The organism is Brevibacterium sp. BDJS002, from assembly GCF_028201555.1.
Classification (GTDB): domain Bacteria; phylum Actinomycetota; class Actinomycetes; order Actinomycetales; family Brevibacteriaceae; genus Brevibacterium; species Brevibacterium aurantiacum.
This window is the reverse complement of the sequence record NZ_CP116392.1, coordinates 1,115,248-1,136,510: the sequence shown is the minus strand read 5'-3', so window position 1 is coordinate 1,136,510 and position 21,263 is coordinate 1,115,248. Positions and strand designations below refer to the sequence as shown.

21 protein-coding genes and 1 pseudogene are annotated in these 21,263 nt (G+C 63.4%); 6 read left to right on the top strand and 16 right to left on the bottom strand.

Annotated features, from left to right (window positions below; all coding sequences use genetic code 11):
• Nucleotides 1–16: 16 nt before the first annotated feature.
• The 5 genes from PGC08_RS05270 to PGC08_RS05250 form a co-directional block, all read right to left on the bottom strand.
• Nucleotides 17–682: a peptide deformylase gene (locus tag PGC08_RS05270; protein ID WP_009883386.1), complete on the bottom strand. Its 666-nt coding sequence runs from the start codon at nucleotides 680–682 to the stop codon at nucleotides 17–19.
• A 22-nt stretch (nucleotides 683–704) separates the two neighbouring features.
• The gene (locus PGC08_RS05265; RefSeq protein WP_096160400.1) at nucleotides 705–1,508 is read right to left on the bottom strand and encodes an HpcH/HpaI aldolase/citrate lyase family protein; all 804 of its coding nucleotides are present in this window, start codon (nucleotides 1,506–1,508) and stop codon (nucleotides 705–707) included.
• An 8-nt stretch (nucleotides 1,509–1,516) separates the two neighbouring features.
• A complete protein-coding gene (locus PGC08_RS05260; RefSeq protein WP_096162158.1) occupies nucleotides 1,517–2,020 on the bottom strand; it encodes a MaoC family dehydratase in 504 nt (167 codons plus the stop codon).
• 159 nt (nucleotides 2,021–2,179) lie between these two features.
• Nucleotides 2,180–2,665, bottom strand: a complete 486-nt coding sequence (locus PGC08_RS05255) for an SRPBCC family protein (protein WP_069601286.1) — start codon at nucleotides 2,663–2,665, stop codon at nucleotides 2,180–2,182.
• A 23-nt stretch (nucleotides 2,666–2,688) separates the two neighbouring features.
• Nucleotides 2,689–3,000: an ArsR/SmtB family transcription factor gene (locus PGC08_RS05250; protein WP_009883382.1), complete on the bottom strand. Its 312-nt coding sequence runs from the start codon at nucleotides 2,998–3,000 to the stop codon at nucleotides 2,689–2,691.
• A gap of 127 nt (nucleotides 3,001–3,127) precedes the next feature.
• On the opposite strand from PGC08_RS05250, the gene PGC08_RS05245 reads away from it, so the two are divergent.
• On the top strand, nucleotides 3,128–3,949 hold the full coding sequence (locus PGC08_RS05245) for an HAD-IIA family hydrolase (RefSeq protein WP_009883381.1): 822 nt from the start codon (nucleotides 3,128–3,130) through the stop codon (nucleotides 3,947–3,949).
• 45 nt (nucleotides 3,950–3,994) lie between these two features.
• Here PGC08_RS05245 and cls read toward each other — a convergent pair whose 3' ends face one another.
• The 4 genes from cls to PGC08_RS05225 all read right to left on the bottom strand — a co-directional run bounded on the left by cls (nucleotide 3,995) and on the right by PGC08_RS05225 (nucleotide 10,509).
• A complete protein-coding gene (cls, locus tag PGC08_RS05240) occupies nucleotides 3,995–5,473 on the bottom strand; it encodes a cardiolipin synthase (RefSeq protein ID WP_069599669.1) in 1,479 nt (492 codons plus the stop codon).
• Between the two features lie 144 nt (nucleotides 5,474–5,617).
• Nucleotides 5,618–6,790 (bottom strand): acyl-CoA dehydrogenase family protein, encoded by a 1,173-nt coding sequence (locus tag PGC08_RS05235; RefSeq protein WP_271709676.1) that lies wholly within the window; start codon nucleotides 6,788–6,790, stop codon nucleotides 5,618–5,620.
• 75 nt (nucleotides 6,791–6,865) lie between these two features.
• Nucleotides 6,866–8,887 carry an acetyl-CoA carboxylase biotin carboxylase subunit gene (locus PGC08_RS05230; protein ID WP_271709675.1) on the bottom strand — a complete coding sequence of 674 codons (2,022 nt, stop codon included), beginning with the start codon at nucleotides 8,885–8,887 and terminating at the stop codon, nucleotides 6,866–6,868.
• 8 nt (nucleotides 8,888–8,895) lie between these two features.
• Entirely contained in the window at nucleotides 8,896–10,509 is a 1,614-nt protein-coding gene (locus PGC08_RS05225) for a carboxyl transferase domain-containing protein (RefSeq protein ID WP_271709674.1), read from the bottom strand.
• 127 nt (nucleotides 10,510–10,636) lie between these two features.
• On the opposite strand from PGC08_RS05225, the gene PGC08_RS05220 reads away from it, so the two are divergent.
• Nucleotides 10,637–11,269, top strand: coding sequence for a TetR/AcrR family transcriptional regulator (locus PGC08_RS05220; RefSeq protein WP_009883376.1), 633 nt, complete (start codon nucleotides 10,637–10,639; stop codon nucleotides 11,267–11,269).
• Between the two features lie 24 nt (nucleotides 11,270–11,293).
• Here PGC08_RS05220 and PGC08_RS05215 read toward each other — a convergent pair whose 3' ends face one another.
• The 4 genes and pseudogenes from PGC08_RS05215 to PGC08_RS05200 form a co-directional block, all read right to left on the bottom strand.
• Nucleotides 11,294–12,214 carry an NADP-dependent oxidoreductase gene (locus tag PGC08_RS05215; protein ID WP_009883375.1) on the bottom strand — a complete coding sequence of 307 codons (921 nt, stop codon included), beginning with the start codon at nucleotides 12,212–12,214 and terminating at the stop codon, nucleotides 11,294–11,296.
• A 97-nt stretch (nucleotides 12,215–12,311) separates the two neighbouring features.
• The gene (locus PGC08_RS05210; protein ID WP_271710094.1) at nucleotides 12,312–12,728 is read right to left on the bottom strand and encodes a hypothetical protein; all 417 of its coding nucleotides are present in this window, start codon (nucleotides 12,726–12,728) and stop codon (nucleotides 12,312–12,314) included.
• Nucleotides 12,729–12,731: 3 nt separating this feature from the next.
• Nucleotides 12,732–14,311 (bottom strand): annotated as a pseudogene (locus tag PGC08_RS05205) (3-hydroxyacyl-CoA dehydrogenase NAD-binding domain-containing protein); the annotation flags it as partial.
• 171 nt (nucleotides 14,312–14,482) lie between these two features.
• Nucleotides 14,483–15,691, bottom strand: a complete 1,209-nt coding sequence (locus PGC08_RS05200) for an acetyl-CoA C-acetyltransferase (protein WP_069599665.1) — start codon at nucleotides 15,689–15,691, stop codon at nucleotides 14,483–14,485.
• Between the two features lie 333 nt (nucleotides 15,692–16,024).
• Here PGC08_RS05200 and PGC08_RS05195 point away from each other — a divergent pair, with 333 nt between their 5' ends.
• On the top strand, nucleotides 16,025–17,530 hold the full coding sequence (locus PGC08_RS05195) for a hypothetical protein (RefSeq protein ID WP_009883372.1): 1,506 nt from the start codon (nucleotides 16,025–16,027) through the stop codon (nucleotides 17,528–17,530).
• A gap of 273 nt (nucleotides 17,531–17,803) precedes the next feature.
• Here the strand turns inward: PGC08_RS05195 and PGC08_RS05190 are convergent, their stop codons facing one another.
• From PGC08_RS05190 to PGC08_RS05180, 3 genes are all read right to left on the bottom strand, one after another.
• On the bottom strand, nucleotides 17,804–18,076 hold the full coding sequence (locus PGC08_RS05190; RefSeq protein ID WP_271709673.1) for a hypothetical protein: 273 nt from the start codon (nucleotides 18,074–18,076) through the stop codon (nucleotides 17,804–17,806).
• A 75-nt stretch (nucleotides 18,077–18,151) separates the two neighbouring features.
• Complete coding sequence (locus PGC08_RS05185; RefSeq protein ID WP_271709672.1) at nucleotides 18,152–18,424, bottom strand: hypothetical protein; 273 nt, start codon at nucleotides 18,422–18,424, stop codon at nucleotides 18,152–18,154.
• Nucleotides 18,425–19,141, bottom strand: coding sequence for a RelA/SpoT domain-containing protein (locus tag PGC08_RS05180; protein WP_271709671.1), 717 nt, complete (start codon nucleotides 19,139–19,141; stop codon nucleotides 18,425–18,427). It lies immediately after the preceding gene.
• Nucleotides 19,142–19,228: 87 nt separating this feature from the next.
• Here PGC08_RS05180 and PGC08_RS05175 point away from each other — a divergent pair, with 87 nt between their 5' ends.
• Genes PGC08_RS05175 through PGC08_RS05165 form a run of 3 tightly spaced genes read left to right on the top strand, consistent with a single transcriptional unit; the run spans nucleotide 19,229 to nucleotide 21,210 of the window.
• Nucleotides 19,229–19,567 (top strand): hypothetical protein, encoded by a 339-nt coding sequence (locus PGC08_RS05175; protein ID WP_271709670.1) that lies wholly within the window; start codon nucleotides 19,229–19,231, stop codon nucleotides 19,565–19,567.
• Nucleotides 19,568–19,608: 41 nt separating this feature from the next.
• Complete coding sequence (locus PGC08_RS05170) at nucleotides 19,609–20,019, top strand: ImmA/IrrE family metallo-endopeptidase (RefSeq protein ID WP_271709669.1); 411 nt, start codon at nucleotides 19,609–19,611, stop codon at nucleotides 20,017–20,019.
• 12 nt (nucleotides 20,020–20,031) lie between these two features.
• Nucleotides 20,032–21,210, top strand: coding sequence for a site-specific integrase (locus PGC08_RS05165; protein WP_271709668.1), 1,179 nt, complete (start codon nucleotides 20,032–20,034; stop codon nucleotides 21,208–21,210).
• The last annotated feature ends 53 nt before the right edge of the window (nucleotides 21,211–21,263 follow it).

Genomic DNA, 21,263 nt, shown 5'->3' with positions numbered 1-21,263 from the left:
GGCGAGTTCTCCGGTCTCAGAGGAGCATCGAACTGGGCAGAGTGAATCCGAGCTCGCTGGCCGCCTGCTGGGTCGAGGGTTGGTTCCAGAATTTTGCCACCGAGGTGTTCGTCGACAGGGATCGCATCTCTGCCTTGTCGAGGTACATGATGCCGTCGAGGTGATCGGTCTCGTGGGCGACGATGCGTGCCGACCATCCGGCGACCACCTCGGCGATGGGCGTGCCGTTGAGATCAACGCCGGTGAGCTCAATCGAGCGCGGCCGGGCGACGACCGCCTGGTAGCCGGGGATCGACAGGCAGCCTTCGAAGAAGGCGACGTTCTCCGAGGTGGCGGGGGTGTATTCGGCGTTGAGGACGACGCGCAGGGGCATCGGGGACCGCTGTCGCACCTCGGCGGTCTCCGGGTCGAGGCTGCCGGGATCCTCTGCGACGAACATCGACAGACCGATGCCCACCTGCGGCCCGGCCAACCCCACGCCAGGTGCGGCGAGCATGGTTGCCCGCATCACCTCGGCGAGTTGGGCCAGTTCCGCGTCGTCGACCTGCCCGTCGAAGGGACGGGTGGTCTGCCGCAGGATCGGATCGCCGGCTTCGACGATCGGGGCCACTCCCCCGCCTGCTTCAGCGGCGGCGAGGACGGCGCGGATCTGGGCGGCGACGTGGGCATCGGCATCGTTCATGGGCATGACGCTGTCAGCTCAATCAGACGTCGCGGGCGACGATGAGCTCGGCGTGCTTGAGCAGCGGTGCGTCGATCATCTTGCCCTCGTAGGCAAACGCACCCTTCTCGGACTTCGCGAGTTCGAGCACGGCCTTCGCCCAGGTCAGCTGCTCTTCGCTGGGGCGGAAGGCATCGCGGACGACGGGGACGTGGTTGGGGTGGATGGAGACCTTGCCGCTGAAACCGGACTGGACGGCGTCCTCGGCCTCCTCAGCCAGGCCCTCGAGGTTCGGGATGTCGGCCCAGATCGAGTCGAGGGCGAACTTGCCGTGGGCGCGGGCGGCCAAGAGGGTCGAGTTGCGCACGTGTTTGGCCACGTCGCGGTAGCTGCCATCAGCGGTGCGCGAGGATCCCCCGCCGAGGTCGGCGATGAGGTCTTCGGATCCCCACATCAGTGCGTAGGCGTTGGCAGCGGCGGCGATCTCGGCGACGTTGACGGCACCCAGTGCCGTCTCGATCAGGGCGATGACCTGGTAGTCGGCGAGGACCGTGAGGTCGGAGGCGTGCTCGGCCTTCGGCAGCATGACGGCCGTGTAGGCGGTCTTCGCCAGCATCGCCAGATCCTCGCCGAGGTGGTCCGAATCTCGAGCATTGATGCGCACCACCGTACGGGTGGGGTCCAAGGGGTAGTCGATGATCGACTCGCGGGCAGCGGCTTTGTCACCGTCGTTGACGGCGTCCTCGAGATCGAGGATGACGATGTCGGAGCGTTCGGCGGCCTTTGTGTAGCGGTCGGGGCGGTCACCGGGGACGAAGAGCCAGGCCGGTTTGAATTCCAATGTCATCGTCGTGCTCACTTTCCTGTCTCGGGCGCTGTCTCTGCGTGGCTGGAGTCGAACATCATGGTCTGGCGCACGGCCTTGGCCACGAGCGTTCCGTCCTGGTTGTAGCCGCGGTGTTCCAAGGTCACGATGCCCTGGCCGGGACGGGACTTCGACGCGCGTTTGTCGAGGATCGTCGTCTCCGCATACAGGGTGTCGCCATGGAAGAGCGGGGCCGGGAAGGCGACCTCGGAGAAGCCGAGATTGCCGACGATGGTGCCCTGCGTCAGCTGCGTGACCGAGAGGCCGATGAGGGTGGAGAGTGTGAACATCGAGTTGACGAGGCGCTGGCCGAAGGGCTCTGTCGCTGCGAAGGCCGCGTCGAGGTGAAGGGCCTGCGTATTCATGGTCACGGCGGTGAACCAGGTGTTGTCCGCCTCGGTGATGGTCCGGCCCGGTGCATGCTTGTAGATCGCGCCGACTTCCATCTCGTCCAGCCACAGACCTCGTTGTTCGATGACCTTCTGCTCACTCATGCGTCACTCCTCTGTGTCACGTGTGTCTCTGACCACTTGTCGTGATGCGAGCTTATCGTCTGCCGCCCGACGGCAGGCAGTCAGGGTCCCTGCGTGGGATCCTGACTGCCTGCGGCCGGCTTAGCTGCCGATTTCACCCGAGCAGCACGGTTGGCGATCTCAGTTGGCGATCTCGGCCTCGAATACGTTGAAGGCGGAGTTCCAGCCGTCGTAGGCGCTGGCGTCGGAGCCGGAGTCGTTGGGAATGCCGGTCAGAGCGAACGTCATCCGGGTGGTGTTCGCATCGATCTCCTCGAACACGACGCTGACCTGCGGAGCGTCGTCGACATCGTCGGGACTTCCCCAGGTGAAGTCGAGCCGGTGAGGCGCGTCGATTACCAGGTATTTGCCCGCGGTGGGGAATTCCTGTCCTGTCTCCTCGATGCGCATGGTGTAGGTGTAGAGACCGCCGACGCGCAGGTCGACGCTGACGGACTCTCGTGGCGTGACCAATGTTTCCGGATGGAACCAGCGGGCAATGACATCGGGATTGGTCCAGGCTTCCCAGACACGGTCTCGTGGTGCGGCGAAGTCTCTCACGATGGTGAAGCCGGGCTCCTCCGTCGTCGGCTGCGCGGTGTCGGCGGCTGTGCTGTTGTGGTTCATGATGGTTCTCCTCCTTGAGTCGATCATTTCTCCTCGGCCAATACCTGGTCGAGGTTGTCGAATCGCTGCTGCCAGTCCTCGTGTGCTGCCATCAGCCACTCGTTTGCGGCCGACAGCGGCCCAGTGTTGAGATGCACGATTCGTCGCTGTGCGCTCTTGACCCGGGTGATCAGCCCCGCGTCCTCGAGCACCTTGAGATGCTGTGAGACCGCCGATCGGCTGATCGGCAGCGGTTCGGCGAGGTCTCCGGCGCTGAGGTCACCGTCGCGCAGACGATCGACCATCGCCCGCCTGGTCGGATCGGCCAGAGCACCGAACAGAGCATTCAAGTTCATTTCAGCACTTCCTTAATTAAGGGATTACTACAATACGCCGGTGTGATGAGCTGTCAAGGGTTTTCGCTCAAACCCGACTAGGCTAGGAGACAGCCGTAAGGGCTCGCCGACTATCTTCAGGAGAGACATGGACCGCGACTCGATCGAATGCTGGTTGACCGACATGGACGGTGTCCTGGTCAAGGAGAACAACCCCCTGCCCGGCGCGGCCGAGCTCCTCGCGCAGTGGCGTCAGGCCGACATTCCCTACCTGGTGCTGACGAACAATTCGATCTACACCGCCCGAGACCTCTCTGCTCGGCTCCGCTCGAACGGCCTCGACGTTCCCGAGTCGAAGATCTGGACCTCGGCGATGGCCACCGCAGACTTCCTGTCGAACCAGGTCGAGCACGGCACCGCCTATGTCGTCGGTGAGGCGGGACTGACCACCGCCATCCACGAGGCGGGGTTCATCATGACCGAGAAGGATCCGGACTTCGTCGTCGTCGGCGAAACCCATTCCTACTCCTTCGAGGCGATCACCAAGGCGATCCGCCTCATCCAGGGGGGTTCGCGCTTCATCGTGACCAACCCCGACGCCACCGGCCCCAGCCCTGAAGGTGTCCTCCCTGCCACCGGCGCCATCGCCGCCCTCATCACGAAGGCCACGAACCGTGACCCCTATGTCGTGGGCAAGCCGAACCCGATGATGTTCCGCTCTGCACTCAATCAGATCGGCGCGCACTCGGTGAGCACCGCAATGATCGGCGACCGAATGGACACCGACATCATTGCGGGAATGGAGGCAGGCATGCACACGGTGCTCGTTCTCTCAGGCATCTCCACCGCCGAGGATGTGCGCCATTTCCCCTTCCGCCCCAACGAGATCGTCAACGGAGTCCATGACCTCCTCGACGTCCCCCTCGATCAGCGGGATTCACTGGGACCCGACGCCACCGGCTCCGCCTGAGGCGCCCCGCGGGACACCGAGCCAACTCGCCTCAGCGAACTCGACTCACTGCAGTGACGAAGTCAGGCGCATGACTGACTCCAGGTAGCGGCGGATGTAGGGTCGCTGCTCCCATTCGTCGAGGGAGAGCTCACTGCTCTCGGCCTGGTACTCGGCGACCACCTCGGCGATGTCGTGGACGAGGTCACCGCCTGTCGTGAGCAGGCTGATCTCGTAGTTGAGGCCGAATGAGCGCATGTCCAGGTTCGACGAGCCCATCACCGCGTACTCATCGTCGACGATGAGGCACTTGGTGTGCAGGACCTGCGGCTTCGGGTAGCGGAAGATCCGCACTCCGACTTCCAGCAGCGACCGGTAGTACGAGGCCTGGGCGAAGTCGACCATGAACTGGTCGGCCTGTTCGCTGACGTAGAGTTCGACGTCGACGCCGCGCTCGGCGGCGGTGACGACGGCGGCCAACAGGGACTCGTCGGGCACGAAGTACGGGCTGACGATCGCCAGACGCTTCTGCGCCAGGTATATCAGCGAGGTGAAGACTTTGAGGTTGGGTTCGGTGGTGAAGCCCGGGCCCGAGGGAACGAGCTGCATGGCGCTCGTCTGCCCACCCACGTCCGGTAGGTAGGCATCACGATCATAGGTCCTGATCCCCAAGGCCTCATCGCATTCGGTGTACCAGTCGGTGGCGAACACGGCCTCGACGGCGGCGACGATGGGCCCGGAGAGTTCGACCATGATGTCGTGCCAGGCCCGGCCGATCTTCACGTTCGACTTCTTCAGGTACGAGGAGTCGATCATGTTCTGGGACCCCATCATCGCCTTCTTCCCGTCGACGACGAGGAGCTTGCGGTGGTTGCGCAGGTCAATGCGCCGGGCCTTCCCACACCAAGGGATGAAGGGCAGCATGAGGTGCCAGTCGATTCCGCCCTTGGTCAGACGCTTGCCGAGGCGGTGGAATCCCGGATACTTCCGCGAGCCGATGTGGTCGAAGAGGACCCTGACCTTCACACCCCGGTCAGCGGCACGTTCGAGTGCGCGGAAGAAGACGTCGGTCGTCGAATCCCAGGCCATGATGTAGATCTCGACGTGCACGTATTCGCGCGCCTCATCGACGAGTTCTGACATCCGCTTGATGCTGGCCTCGTAGTCGCTGGTGACACCGTGGCTGTCGCCGGTGACCATCGGCAGAGCCGTGAGCCTGCGCCCCAGCTGAGCGATCGACACGAACCCGGGGGCAGTCTGCAGCGACGGGGGCACGTCGGGCAGGTCGTCGGCACCCTCGTGCATGAGCTCATCGGCCTGCGCCTGAATGCGTGCCCGACGCCGATTGATGTAGGGGCTGCCGAGCATGAGGAACAGCGGGATCCCGACGATGGGGACGAACAGGATGAGCAGCAGCCAGGCCGAGGACGAGGAGGGCCTGCGGTCCTCGGGGACGACGCCGACGGCGATGATCTTCACCACGTATTCGATGACGATCCAGCTCGCGCCCAGGACCGACGCCACGACGCTGTAGTCCACGTACATCCTCTCTGTCCTCGACTGATTCTGTGTTCCACACTAACTGAGCCTGTTCCCAGCAGATGACAGCACCGCCCGCCGAGGTGGCCCTGCACTTCCGTACGGAAGCGTGGAACCACCTCGGCGGGCGGTGTGCTGGTCTCGGTGAGCTCAGATCCCGAGTTCGCGGGCGATGAGCATGAGCTGGACCTCGGTGGTGCCCTCCCCGACCTCGAGGATCTTCGAGTCGCGGTAGTGGCGGGCGACGAGGTATTCGTTCATGAAGCCGTAGCCGCCGTGGATCTGTGTGGCGTCGCGGGCGTTGTCCATGGCTGCTTCGCCGGCGATCATCTTCGCAATGGCGGCTTCCTTCTTGAACGGCAGTCCGGCGAGCATCCGCGAAGCCGCGAGGTAGTACGCCGACCGGGCGGCGACGACGCGGGCTTCCATGCGGGCGATCTTGAAGGAGATGCCCTGGAAGTCGGAGATCGGCTGACCGAAGGCCTGGCGCTCCTTCGCGTACTTCACGGATTCGTCGACACAGCCCTGGGCAGCGCCGACGGACAGGGCGCCGACGGCGATGCGTCCCTCGTCGAGGATGCGCAGGAAGTTCGCGTAGCCGCGTCCGCGTTCACCGAGGAGGTTCTCTTCGGGCACCTGCACGTTGTCGAAGGTGAGCGGGTGCGTGTCCGAGGAGTTCCAGCCGACCTTGTCATAGGCCGGTTCGGCGGTGAAGCCGGGGGTGCCGGTGGGGATCATGATCGTCGAGATCTCTGGAACTTCGCGACCCGACTTCGAGGTCCGGGTTCCGGTCACGGCGGTGGCGGTGACCAGGCGGGTGATGTCGGTTCCGGAGTTCGTGATGAAGCACTTGCTGCCGTTGATCGTCCAGGTGCCGTTCTCCAGCGTGGCCTTGGTCTTCGTTCCTCCGGCGTCCGAGCCTGCCTCGGGTTCGGTCAGACCGAAAGCGCCCAGGCCGGAGGCGTCGGTGAGTTTGGGCAGCCATTCGCGCTTCTGCTCTTCGGTGCCGAAGCGGTAGATCGGCATTGCGCCCAGGGAGACGCCGGCTTCGAGTGTGATGGCCAGCGACTGGTTGACGCGGGCGATCTCCTCGATGGCCAGGGTCAGGGCGAAGTAGTCCCCGCCCATGCCGCCGTACTCTTCGTCGAAGGGCAGGCCGAAGAGTCCCATCTCGCCCATCTTCGCAACGAGGTCGTAGGGGAACTCGTGCTTGGCGTCGAGTTCGGCTGAGACGGGTGCGACCTCTTCGTCGGCGAACTTCGCGACGCCGGCTCGCAGGTCTTCGTATTCTTCGGGCAGCATGCCCGGAACGAAAGCTGTCATGATTTCCTCCCCGCTGAATGCGTGGTCAGTGAGTTTCCAGTGGTCAGTTGATTGCGTGATCAGTTGGCTGTTTGCCTAGTTGGCTGTGTCCGCGGCGGCTGAGTCGGCGGCTTCGGCTGCGGCCTCGTCGACGACGGTGGCGAGCACCTCGTCGAGTCCGACCTGGGCGCCTTGGACGGCGGTGACGGTGACGATGCCTGCCGCAGGTGCGGTGAGCACGTGTTCCATCTTCATCGCCTCGACGACGACGATCGGATCACCCTGGTCGACGTGGTCTCCGGACTCGACCCGAACCGCGACGACGGATCCGGGCATCGGTGCGAGCACCTCGGCGCCGTCGAGCCCCGGTGTCAGGGACGTATCGGCCTGGGGACGGGTGAACGTGTAGACGCCCTGGTCGCTGCTGACCCAGATGCTGCGATCGCGGGCATCGGAGAACACCCGGGCGGTGGTCTGGACACCGTCGATGGTCAGGTGCCAGAGGCCGTCGTCATCGATTGTGACGTCATCGACCTGTGCTTCGACGTCGACGTTCTCCCCGCCGGAGGTCAGCGCGACGCTGGGTCGGAAGTCCGGTCGTGAGGTCCGCCAGGCAGAGGGCCTCCCCCACGCCGAGGCGGTGGCCGAGTTCTGCGGCAGGTGTGCTGCCGTGAGTGCTCCGGTCAGTTCGGTTCCAGCACGGCCGCCGGTGACGAGCACGGCCGTGGCAGCCAGCTGACGGTCGAGATCGCCGGGTGCGTGTGCCAGCTGGTCCTCGCCGAGGCGGTCGATGAGTGAGGTATCGAGGTTGCCCGAGACCACCTCGTCGAGGCCCATCAGGGTGCGCAGGAAATCGATGTTCGTCACGATCCCGGGTACAGCCGAAGCCGCAAGTGCGGCATCGAGACGAGCGATCGCCGCGGCACGGTCGGGAGCATGGACGATGAGCTTGGCGATCATCGGGTCGTAGTCCGAGGCGATCGTCTGACCGGCTTCGAGTCCGGCGTCGATGCGGATGCCCTCGCCTTCCGGGAAGACGACGTCAAGTGCCCGGCCGCCGGTGGGCAGGAATCCGCGAGAGGGGTCCTCCGCGTAGATGCGGGCCTCGATCGAGTGCCCGGTCATCGTGATGTCGTCCTGGCTCAGCGGCAGTTCCTCGCCGGCGCCGACGCGCAGCTGGAGTTCGACGAGGTCGATGCCGGTGACCTCCTCGGTCACCGGGTGTTCGACCTGGAGCCGGGTGTTCATCTCCATGAAGAAGAACTCGTCGGGGCGGTCGGCGCCGACGATGAATTCGACGGTGCCGGCACCGCGGTAGCCCACGGACTTCGCGGTCTCGCAGGCGGCCTGGCCGATACGCGCCCTGGTCGCCTCATCGAGCAGCGCCGAGGGTGCTTCCTCGATGACCTTCTGGTGGCGGCGCTGCAGGGAGCACTCTCGTTCGCCGAGGTGGATGACATTTCCGTGTGCGTCGGCCATGACCTGGACCTCGATGTGACGCGGGGTCGCGACGAGGCGTTCGAGGAACAGCGTGTCGTCACCGAAGGAGCTCGCGGCCTCACGGCGGGCCGTGTCCAGAGCAGTGGCCAGCTCAGAGGGTTCGAAGACCGCGTGCATGCCCTTGCCGCCGCCACCGGCGGAGGGTTTGATGAGCACCGGGAAGCCGATGTCATCGGCCGCGGTGACCAGCGATTCGTTCGACATGGCCGCGTCCTTGGTGCCGGGCACCAAAGGCACTCCACGCTGGGAGACGGCATTCTTGGCCGTGATCTTGTCGCCCATGGTCCGGATCGCTTCGGCGCCGGGGCCGAGGAAGACGATGCCAGCTTCTTCACACGCGTCGGAGAAGTCGGCATTCTCGGACAGGAATCCGTAGCCGGGGTGGATCGCCTCGGCGCCGGTGGTCTTGGCTGCGGCGATGACCTTGTCGATGCGCAGGTAGGACTCGGAGGCTTGGGCCGGTCCCAGGTGCACGGCGGTGTCGGCGGCCTTGACGTGTGCGGCCTGGGCGTCGGCATCGGAGTAGACGGCGACTGTTCTGATGCCCAGTCGACGGCAGGTGCGGATGACGCGGAGTGCGATTTCGCCGCGATTGGCGATGAGTACTGTGTTGAACATGGATGAGCTCACATTCTGAAAACGCCGTAGCCGCTGGCATTCAGCGGGCGTTCCATCGGTCCGAAACGGGCGAGTTCGAGTGCCAGGGACAGCACCTGGCGGGTGTCGGTGGGTTCGATGATTCCGTCGTCCCAGAGCCTGGCCGTCGAGTAGTAGGGGTTGCCCTGAGCTTCGTACTGGTCGCGGACGGGCTGTTTGAAAGTGTCTTCCTCTTCGGCGCTCCAGGTCTCGCCGCGGCCTTCGATCTGGTCGCGCTTGACCGTCGAGAGGACGCTGGCTGCCTGTTCGCCGCCCATGACTGAGATGCGAGCGTTGGGCCACATCCACAGGAAGCGGGGCGAGTAGGCGCGGCCGCACATGGAGTAGTTGCCGGCGCCGAAGGAGCCGCCGATGACGACGGTGAATTTGGGAACGCGGGCGGTGGCGACGGCGTTGACCATCTTCGCTCCGTGCTTGGCGATGCCGCCTGCTTCGTAGTCGCGTCCGACCATGAAGCCGGAGATGTTCTGCAGGAAGACCAGCGGCACGCTGCGCTGGTCGCAGAGTTCGATGAAGTGGGCGCCCTTCTGCGCGGATTCGCCGAAGAGGATGCCGTTGTTCGCAACGATCCCCACCGGGTGTCCGTCGAGGTGGGCGAAGCCGGTGATGAGGCTGGTGCCGTATTCGGCCTTGAATTCGTGGAATTCCGAACCATCGACGAGGCGGGCGATGACTTCGTGGACATCGTAGGGCGTGCGTGAGTCGACGGGCACGACCGAGGTGAGTTCCTCCGGCGAGTGCAGCGGCTCCCGAGTTTCGACGACGTCCCAGTTGGGCTGGGGCTTGGGCCCGAGAGTGGAGACGATGTCGCGCATGATCTCCAGGGCATGGGAGTCATTGGCCGCGAGGTGGTCGGTGACGCCGGAGACGCGTGAGTGGAGTGCTCCACCGCCGAGATCCTCTGCGCTGACTTCCTCACCAGTAGCGGCCTTGACCAGGGGTGGGCCGCCGAGGAAGATTGTGCCCTGTTCGCTGACGATGATCGATTCGTCGGCCATTGCCGGCACGTAGGCACCGCCCGCGGTGCAGGAGCCGAGCACGGCTGCGAGCTGCGGGATGCCTGCGGCCGAGAGTGTGGCCTGGTTGTAGAAGATCCGGCCGAAGTGCTCGCGGTCGGGGAAGACGTCGTCCTGGTTGGGCAGGTTGGCGCCGCCCGAGTCGACGAGGTAGATGCAGGGAAGGCTGTTCTCCTTCGCCACTTCCTGGGCGCGCAGGTGCTTCTTGACCGTCACCGGGTAGTAGGTTCCACCCTTGGCAGTGGCGTCGTTGGCCACGATGACGCATTCGCGTCCGTTGACGCGGCCGATGCCGGAGATGATTCCTGCTCCCGGGCTGGCATCGTCGTACATATCGTTGGCGGCCAGCGGAGACAGCTCGAGGAAGGCCGTACCAGGGTCCAGGAGGTGTTCGACGCGTTCGCGTGGCAGCAGCTTGCCCCGGTCGATGTGGCGCTGCCTGGACTTCTCGGATCCACCCAGGGCCGTGACCTGGATCCGTTCCCGGAGTTCAGCGATGAGTTCGGCATGGGCCTCGGCGTTCGCCTGCCCCGTTGCCGGACTGACCGCAGTTCCCACTGCTCTCATTCCACTCCCCATTTCAGTTAATATTGGTTAACTGACTGCTATGATACTGCTCAAAGCCCAATGTGACAATGCGCACGATGGAACGGACTTCGAGCCGGGTGCGAGCCAAGGAGATGAGGTGACGGAGATGGAGCCGAAGGCGCCTGCGCGCTCAACGACGGCTGATTCGGGAACCGCCGGGACCACCCGCGCTGCGGCGAAGGCAGCACGTCGCGAACAGCTGCTGTCGGTGGCGAAGAACCTCTATGCCCGACACGGATTCCATGGTGTTCGCCTCGATGACTTAGGCAAGGGCGCCGGGATCTCCGCACCGGCGGTCTATCGACATTTCGAGTCCAAGGAAGCCGTCCTCGAAGAGCTCCTCGTCGGAATCTCTGAGTATCTGAACTCGGGCGGGGACGCGATCATCACGCGCCACGAGGACGACAGGGCCACCTCGGCGCTCATCGAGCTCATCGACTTCCATGTCGCCTTCGCCATGAGTGAGCCCGAGCTGATTCGGATTCAGGATCGGGACCTTGCGGCACTGCCCGAGGCATCGAGGCGCACTGTGCGTCGCCTGCAGAGAAGCTATGTCAGTCACTGGGCCGAGGTCGTGGCGCAGGCCAATCCGGACTGGTCGCTGGATGCGGCGACGGTGCGTGTGCACGCGGTCTTCGGCATGATCAATTCGACCCCGTACCAGGCCAGGCACTCAAGCGCCGAGGTGGTCGGGGTCGAATTGCGTGCCGCCGCTCGGGCAGCACTGGGGATCGGCTGACGCTTCAGCCAGCCGCACGAAACATCAGGGGACGATGATGAGCTTTCCTCGTGTGTGTCCTGTTGCGCTGGTGTTGAAGGCCTCGGGCACCTCGTCGAGGCTGAAGGTGCGCGCCACCTCGACGGTGAGCTCACCTGAATCGACGAGCTCGGCCACTCGCGCGGTCTGCGAACCGTAGGGGCGCACCCAGATGTAGCGGCCACCGTGCTCGGCCACCGAAGGATCTGCGACCGAGGCATGTGTCCCGCCGTCCCCCAGCACCGCAAGAGTCGTGTCGAGCACCTCTCCAACGAAGTCGACGACGCCATCGACCGGGCCGCCCACGACCTCGAGGACGCGGTCGGCCAGTCCTTCGCCATAGGTCACAGGCTCTGCTCCAAGGCCGCGCAGGTATTCGTGGTTGGCCTCCGAGGCGGTGCCGATGACCCGGGCTCCGAAGGACTTCGCGATCTGCACCGCGAAGCTGCCCACTCCCCCGGATGCTCCGTGGACGAGTACGGTTTTGCCGTTGATGTCGCCCAGTGCCTCGAGGGTGCGCAGCGCGGTGCCACCTGCCAGAGGCAGTCCACCCGCCTGCTCCCAGCTCAGACTCTTAGGCTTCGCGGTCACCGAGTGGACGGGCACGGCCACCTTCTGCGCGAACGTGCCGGCGCCGAGGACGTCTTTGCGGGCGTAGGCGATGACCTCGTCGCCGATCTGGAATTCCGGGGTGTCCGCGCCGAGGCCGATGACGACTCCGGCCACGTCCCAGCCTGGGGTGACGGGGAACTGGACGGGCATGATCGCATCGAGGTGACCGCCCACAAGCTTCCAGTCGACCGGGTTCACTCCGGCGGCACGGACCTCGATGAGCACCGATGCCGGCGGGACCTTCGGATCGTCGACCTCGCGAACGGTGATGTCACCGAAGTCGTCGGTGTACTGGTCATAGACTGCTGCACGCATAACGGCGGCCTTCCGGTAGTCATCAGTGGATAGTTGATGAACACCGAAAGACCGCCGAGCTATTCCTGCGGGCAGGTCCTATTCGTAGGTGTTGTTCCTATTCGTAGGTGTTGTTCGACTTCGCCCGCTCAACGAGTGAGGCCGGCGGAGTGAACCGGTCACCGTAGGTTGCGGCGAGTTCCTTGGCACGTTCGACGAAGTTGGCCAGGCCGCCTTCGTACTGGTTGACGTACTGGAGCACGCCACCGGTCCACGCTGGGAAGCCGATGCCGAAGATCGATCCGATGTTGGCATCCGGCACCGAGGTGAGCACACCCTCGTCGAGGCATTTGATCGTCTCGATCGCCTCGGCGAAGAGCATCCGCTCCTGCAGGTCGGTGAAGGGCTGGGTGGCGGAGCCGGAGTTGTACTTCTCCCGCAGGCCGGGCCACAGCTTGCCGCGTTTGCCGTCCTCGTCGTATTCGTAGAATCCGGCGCCGTCCTTGCGGCCGGTGCGCTTAGCCTCCTCGACCATCCAGTCGAAGACCGCATCGGAGGGGTGGCTCTCCCGCTTTCCTCCGGCGGCTTCGATGGCCTCTTCGGTCTCCTTCCGAATCTTCTGCGACAGAGTCAGCGTCAGCTCATCGAGCAGCTGCAGGGCACCGGTCGGTACCCGGCCTGCAGTGCGGCCTGCTCCACGGTTGCCGGCTCCACTCCCTCGCCGACTGCGGCGACCGCCTCGGCGATGAATGTGCCGATCACACGGGAGGTGAAGAATCCGCGGGAGTCGGTGACGACGATCGGGGTCTTCTTGATCTGCTGCACGAGGTCGAAGGTGCGTGCCAGAGTCTCATCTGAGGTGTTGTCACCACGGATGATCTCGACCAGGGGCATCTTGTCCGCGGGCGAGAAGAAGTGGACGCCGATGAAATCGGAATCGCGCTTGACCCCGGTGGCCAGGTCGGTGATCGGCAGAGTCGAGGTGTTGGAGCCGAGCACTGCGTCGGAGTCGACGACATCCTGGATCTCCTGGAACACCTGCTGCTTCAGCGGCACCGATTCGAAGACGGCTTCGATGACGAAGTCGACTCCGGCGAAGTCATCAGCCGAAGCACTCGGGGTGATCCGGTCGAGGACGGCCTTGCTCTTCTCAGCCGTCGTCTTGCCCTTGGCCAGGGCTGATTCCTCACGCTTGCGCGCATAGGCCTTGCCCTTGTCCGCGGCTTCGATCTTGACGTCCTTGAGGACGACGTCGATGCCGGCTTTGGCTGCGGTGTAGGCGATCGCGGCGCCCATCATTCCGGCACCGAGGACGCCGAGCTTCTTCACCTGACGCGGTTCGATGCCATCGGGTCGCGAGCCGCCGGAGTTGATGTGTCCGAGGTCGAAGAAGAACGCCTTGATCATGTTCTTCGCCACCGGAGTGTGGGTGAGGTGGACGAAGTAGCGGGTTTCGACTGCCAGTGCTGTGTCGATGTCGACGTAGGCACCCTCGACGGCGGCAGCGATCGCCGCGCGCGGAGCGGGCATCGGTGCGCCCTTGGTCTGACGACGCAGGAGCGCCGGCAGCGCGGGCAGCATCGCGCCCAGTGACGGTGAGGTGGGTGATCCGCCTGGGATCTTGAAGCCTTTGACGTCCCAGGGCTGAGTCGCCTCGGGGTTGGCCTTGATCCAGTCCTTGGCACGATCTTCGAGCTCGGCCACGGGGGCGAGTTCGTCGATGAGGCCGAGCTTGAGAGCCTCGGCTGCCTTGAACTTCGTCGACGGCAGGATGGCCTTCTGCAGTGCATTCTGGATGCCCATGAGGCGTACAGCTCTGGCGACACCGCCACCGCCGGGCAGGAGGCCCAAGGAGACTTCGGGGAATCCGACCCGCAGGCTGGAGACGTCCTCCGCTGCAATGCGGTGATGTGCGACGAGTGCAACCTCGAGGCCACCTCCGAGTGCGGCGCCGTTGATGGCTGCGACGACGGGCTTGCCCAGCGTCTCGAGGCGGCGCATGACCGCCTTCATGTGGTTGGTCAGTGCGGCTTCGGCTTCCGAGTTCTCAGGGTCGGCTGCGCGCAGCTTGTTGAGGTCTCCGCCTGCGAAGAAGGTCTTCTTCGCCGAGGTGAGCACAACGCCGGTGATGTCATCGACGTTTGCTTCGAGCCAGTCCACGATGCTTCGAAGGCATCCTTGAAATGGTCGTTCATCGTGTTGACTTTGGAATCCGGGTCGTCGAGGACGACGGTGACGATTCCGTCCGAGTCAGTGGACTTGGAGTAAGTCGTTTCAGTGTTCGTCATGTCAGACCCTTTCGATGATCGTCGCAATACCCATTCCGCCGCCGATGCACAACGTGACGAGGCCACGCTTGAGATCGCGACGTTCGAGTTCGTCGAGGACGGTGCCGAGGATCATGGCACCGGTGGCACCCAGGGGGTGGCCCATGGCGATGGCTCCGCCGTTGACGTTGACCTTGTCATGCGGGATGTTGAGGTCCTTCATCCATTTCAGGACCACTGCACCGAAGGCTTCGTTGAGTTCGAACAGGTCGATGTCCTCGACGGTCAGTCCGGCCTTGTCCAGCGCCTTCTGCGTCGCGGGTGTGGGACCGGTGAGCATGATGGTCGGCTCGGATCCTGTGACGGCAGTGGAGACGATGCGAGCGCGCGGCTTCATATTCATCGTCTGACCCACCTCGGCGTCGCCGATGATGACGAGGCTGGCCCCGTCGACGATTCCCGAGGAGTTCGCTGCGGTGTGAACGTGGTCGATCTCCTCGACCCAGTGGTACTTCTGGAGAGCAACCTCGTCGAAGCCTGCCTGCGCTGCGACCTTGGTGAAGGCCGGGGACAGCTTCGCCAGCGACTCGACGGTCGAACCGGGACGCATGTGCTCATCGGTGTCGAGCAGGGTCACACCGTTGATGTCTTTGACGGGGACGATCGACTTCTCGAAGTAGCCGTTCTCCCAGGCGTTGGCGGCGCGCTTCTGCGACTCCTCGGCGAATTCGTCGATATCGGTGCGGCTGAATCCCTCGGTGGTCGCGATGAGATCGGCGCTGATGCCCTGGGGCACGAAGTAGGTGTCGAAGTTCGTCGTCGGGTCCTGTGCCCATGCGCCTCCGTCGGAGCCGAGGGGAACGCGCGACATCGATTCGACGCCGCCGGCCAGGACGAGGTTCTCGAATCCGCTGCCGACCTTCTGTGCGGCGATGTTGACCGCTTCGAGTCCGGAGGCGCAGAAACGGTTGACCTGAACGCCGGCGACGGATTCGTCGAGTCCGGCCACGAGGGCTGCGGTGCGGGCGATGTCGCCGCCCTGTTCGCCCACGGGTGAGACGACGCCGAGGACGAGGTCGTCGATCGCTTTGTCGTCGAGATCGGGATTGCGCTCGCGCAGGGCATCGATGAGCCCTGTCACGAGATCGATTGGCTTGACGCTGTGCAGGGCACCACCGCGGTTCTTCCCGCGCGGTGTGCGCACTGCGTCGTAGATGTACGCTTCGCTCATCTGTTCCTCACAGTCCTAGGGAGCGGCCGACGATCACCCTGGTGACCTCGGCCGTGGCTACGTCAATGACGACCGTTCAACCTCGGCGGCTGATCGATCGTTCAGTAACATTCACGTCACCATTCAATACCAGTTGACTGTGATGGTCAACACGAAAACCAGACCGTGGGACCGGGGAGCCTGATGCGTGCCCACAGGAGGTCGAAACTCCTCGCATTGTTCCTGGGCTTCGGCCTGCCTGTCGGCTCCATTGCGCTCAACGTCGTTCACGCCGAAGAAGAAGTAGGCTGACCTCAACCAGATGAGAATCGTCGGTGGGCAGGAGGAAGAGATATGCGTCGCTTCTTTGCGGTGACCTCGATTCTGTCTCGGGGACGCACCGGCAGAATGTACTTCTGGCCGATCTTCGCTTCGGTATGCGTGTATGTCATTGCACTGTCCGTCCTTATGCCCCTCTTCGGTGCTGTCGAGCGGGCGGGAGCCGACGACAGAAGTCCGACACCGTCCCCTGCCCCGACGACAACACAACCTCCTGCGGGCGCACCGCCGAACTTCTCAATTGCGGTCGGCACACACGATCAGCCGCAGGAGATGCCGGCGATCCAGAGTGCAATGACGGATTACCTGTCGTTCTCCGATGAGTTCTTCACGCGACTCGAGCAGGGTGCGGTTGCACCTGATTTCTCCACGACTGAGCGCGAACTCTCACCCGAGTCCGCCCTCGCTCAGGTGGAGGACGGGACGTCGGTGCTCGCAGTCATCTTGCCGAAAGACCTCACCCCTCAGGTCATCGACGACATCAGGGCCTACTATCGCGGCGATATCGACGCCCCACGCTATGAGATCACGGTCCTGGCAAGTCCGCAGGCGCTCAACGAAGACAAGTTCATCCTCAGCCAGTATCGCGACCAGGTCATCCGCCAAGCCGAAGAGCATATCTCCGAGCAGATCCGCATCGTGGCCCGGAAATTCGGGTGCGAATCCGGCAGCAGCCAGGACTGCTCACATTCGCAGGACGAGGCCGAACGTGCCTTCGAGAGGCCCTTCGCCACCAAGGTCGAGGATGTCAGCGGGCCACCACCTGTCGACTATTTCAGTGAGGCGTCCGACGACGCCAGCCCCGCGTCGAATGCTGCAACTCCTGGACTGGACACGGTGAACAGTGGTGCCGATCCTATTGCCGCCGAACCCGACGCGACACAGCCGTCGATGCATGCCACGACCTCTGCCATCATCAGTGCACTCGTACTCGCTGCGGTCACCCTGGCGACATTGTCGTCGGTGGTCGTCAACCGAGCAGCAGGGCTGCAGGTCATCATCATCGGCCCATGGCGGTCACTGTCACCGCAGAGACCGTTCTCTCGAAGACTACTGCTGACCCAGAAGCTCGGCCTGGCCACCGCCGGAACTCTGGCACTGACGTTGGGGGCCGGGATCAGTTCGATCTGGCCGACGAGATCCATCGTCGACAGCCTCGGCGCGTACCCAGGCCTGCGAATGGTCGCGATAATCGGTTTACTCGGCCTCATCTGCCTGACTGTGGCTATCGTGGTCCTCGCCGTCACCGACACCCTGGGTGTGGTGCCCGGAGCCGTGGTTGCGATCGGTGTCATTGCCTGCGGAACCATCTGGTTCACTGTGTCCGGCCTTCTCGACCCGAACCGCTCTTTCCTGTGGGCCGACGCCCGGGTGCTCATCGGCGGAAACAGTCAGTCGGTTGCCGAAGCGGTACCGACGGCCATTGTCTTGCTGGTCGCTCTTGCCGCAGCATTCTTCGGTAGTCTCGCAGCCACACGGGCCTTCGACCGCAAGTTCAGCACTCTCATCGATCGGTCCTAGACCTCATCGAACGGTTCCGCAGGGCCATCACAAGTACGAGAAAACCCCTGTGTCCGATGTATTCTCACCGGGCACAGGGGTTCGTTGCCGAGCCGCCTGCGAGAATCGAACTCGCGACCTATTCATTCTGGCAACCTGCGGACAGTAGATGACTGAGGATTACTGGACGTGACTGCGGCAATGTGTCTGACCTGGGTGTATGCCTGACCGCGGCCCGTTCGCTCAGCGTTGACGCGGGTCGTCGACTTCGGCCCAAAACGCATCGTAAGCGCATCATCGTTTCCCCGGCCACCACACATCGTCAGGGTGCAACCACACACCAGTGAACTTGCACCGCGGGTCCGAGAGCTCAACGAAGATCGCCGGACCCGCAGGATCCAACCGCAGCGCGTGACCGTCCTTCCACTCCTCCCCGTCCCGCTCCCATTCGAGACGAGCTTGGACGGGGATCTTTGCCCGGGCTGGGCGGTCTCTGGCGGGGAGGCTGTTGAGGACGTGTTGGTAGTGCGGTGTGCTGCCAGTGAAGTGGACGTGCGATTCGGTCATGGGGTGATTGTGCGCTGGGGCACGGACACGAAATGGCCCCGCTGGTATGAACCAGCGGGGCCATTGGTGAAGCTGTCAGAGGACAGCTCGCAGAAAGTCTTCGGCAGTACGTTCCTCTGGCTCCTCGTTGAAGTAGGTGCCATGAGTTACCTTGACCGTTTCAATTGAATCAGAACCAACAAGAACGATGTCGATAGCATGCGAGTCTTTGAACTTTCGCTCTCTCGCGGCATACTCCGTCATTGCGAGCTCGGAGTCGTGCCCGAATTCCTTGACCTCGACTAGCCTGTCTTTGGCATGGTCGAATACGAGCAAAAAGTGATTGATCGAGCTAGTTTCGTTTGGCATCTAATTGTCCCTCCTCGTTCGGTGGGCCTTAAGTGCGGCGTTTACGTCCGCGAGTTGTTGATTTATGGTAGCGTCCAAGCCTTCCGGCTCAGGCAGGCTCTCTTCTTCGCAACGGTACCTTACTGACAGCGATTTCCCTAGGTCCTGCACCACACTCGACCCGTCCTGTTTGTAGTTCTCCCCCAAAGCGCCAGACAGACCTTCGATGAACTCAGCCCAGGAATGCATCTGTGCCGAACGAAGCTGGATCTCAATCGGCTTGTCGTCGCGCTTCACTACCAGGTGGATTGCCCGGTACCCAGATTCACGAGGTTCGGCGACGTAGTCAGTCTGCCGGGGCATGTCTGCGCCCCATGCTCTTTCTAGAACGGTGCGGAGCTTTTGGAGTTCATGGATGTCCTCAGTCACGGCTCGGCAGCCGCCAATGTCCTGCATTCGAGAAAGATCGAGGCCGGCAACACGGCTCAATTTGTCAACGATAGTAGGTAGCCGTTTCAGCCGTTGAGTGACACGAGCCTCCACACCAGCTTGCCGAGCGTAGTGTCGAATACCATTGTTGATCCTCACCAGAGGACTTTGAAAAGATGCCCGATAAGCGTCAAGGTCATCAATTGCGGCCATATAGTCTTCGACTTCCTCCATTGTTCCAGGAGCATGCCGGAGAACCTTTCCGATCTTCTTTGCTCGAGACTTAGAAATCTCACGTGCCGCAGCCATGAGGCCATGATAGGCGATGGGGTCCACCACTGAACCTAATTGCTCAACTACGAGGTCGTACCAGGCTGCAGAGACTTCCTCGCTGACGTGTCGGTTGTCGTAGGCGCTGTGCGGGTGATGGCCAGGCAGAAGAAGGCAGGTGATGGTGATGCAGAAGCCACCCCCACATCACGCGCCGGAGTGAGTCCGGCAACAGGTGAGGACGACGAGCTCGGTGCATTCGGTGGCCGAGCTCGCGGAGACCTCGACCACGAAGACCTCAACGACGGCAACGGCGACAACGTCTACTCCCTCGTCCCTCCCCCGCCGGCAAGCGACACCGCTGCGTACCGTGCACCCAACCGGGGGAAGACGCAGAAGGACAAACAGGACGAGGACGCTGAAGGGTCACAGGATCCGGACGACGGCTCTCAAGACGACGACTAACCACGTCCGTCGTGTCAGCGGCCCTCGATATGGTCACTGGCATGCACCATCCATGGAGAGAACTACGTGAGCGCGGGGACGGCGTTGTCCTGCACCGCACCAAGTTCAACGACACACGAATAGCCGCCACGAACGGCAACAACGCCATCTGGCTCGACGCCGACCTACTGCAAGTCGAGAGACGCTGCGCAGTCCAACACGAGCAAGCACATATCGACCTCGGGCACACGAACTGTGACGACCCGAAAGAAGAACAATCAGCACGCCGGCTGACGGCCAGGAAGCTTATCGACTGGGACGATCTCGTCGACGTCTTCCGATGGGCTCACACGGCCCATGAAGCGGCCGACGAGCTTAATGTCATACCCGAGGTGCTCGAAGACCGTCTGCGATTCCTCCACCCACACGAGAAGCAGTTGCTGCGCATCATCGGAACCAGCAGGCACGGATAGAAAAGACAACCAATGGCACGCATACCCATCCCCGTGGGCGCATGGGGCAATATCAGCATCTCCGGAACACGCGGCGACTATCGTGCAACCGCACGATTCCGTCTCGCGAACGGCAAAACCGTGCCCAGGTTCCGAGGCGGCGCCACGAAGGAAGCAGCACGCAACGCACTCCTCGAGCACCTCACCGAGCTACGCGAACAGGCAATCGCGGGTGAAGTGTCCGGAGCCACCACAGTCGGATCATTCGCTGACGAATGGTTCACCCGGTGGCGCGAATCATCGAAGCCACCCGCATCGACCGTACGCACGTACCGCGCCGCGGTGAGGTGGATCCGGGACGAGCTCGGAATGCTCAGACTCACAGAATGCACCACAGGACGCCTCGAAAAAGGAATTGGGCGTATCAGTGACGCTCACGGCCAAGCGACCGCGAAGCAGGCCCGCTCCGTGCTCCGCAGGATATTCGCTGATGCCGTGCGCCTTGACGCACTGACAGCAAACCCGGCGCTCGGGATCTCGACCGTGAAGGAGCGACCGCAGGAAGTACGAGCAATGACCGCCGAGGAAGTGCAAGCACTACGCACCGCGGCCCGAACGTGGGAAGCGACACCCGTCACCGCGAACAAGCCCGTCCGCCGCGAGATCGCCGACAGCATCGACGTCATGCTCGGCACCGGCGTGCGCACCGGCGAGCTCCTCGGCATCCGTTGGCACGACGTCGACCTCGACGCCGACCTCCCCACCGTCTCCGTGATGGGGACGGTGACGCGGGGCGCTGACGGTGAAGGGATGATCTACCAGCCGGCCCCGAAGTCGGAAACGTCGAAGCGAGTCCTCTACCTCCCGGCGATCGCGGTCGATGCGCTGCGCCGGCAGTTCGACGACCGGGAGTTCCGGGCAGAGTCCGAGGCGATCTTTCCATCCGAGATTGGGACGTGGCGGGATCCGTCGAACTACCGTGCACATTTCCGTCAGGTACGGAAGATCGCGAAGCTCGATTGGGTGAGTCCGAAGACGATTCGCAAGACGGTGGCGACGGCGATCTATAGCGCCGACGGGCTCGACAATGCGTCCCAGCAGTTGGGGCATTCTGAGGTTGGTGTGACCGCGAAACACTACGTTCAGCGCCTCAATATTGGCCCTTCGGGCGTTGTCGGCGTGCTCGATGATTGGTTGCAAAGCGCATCGTAACCGCATTATTTGCGCTCTCAGGCATTAAAAAATCCCCTCCCCCAGGCCGTTGA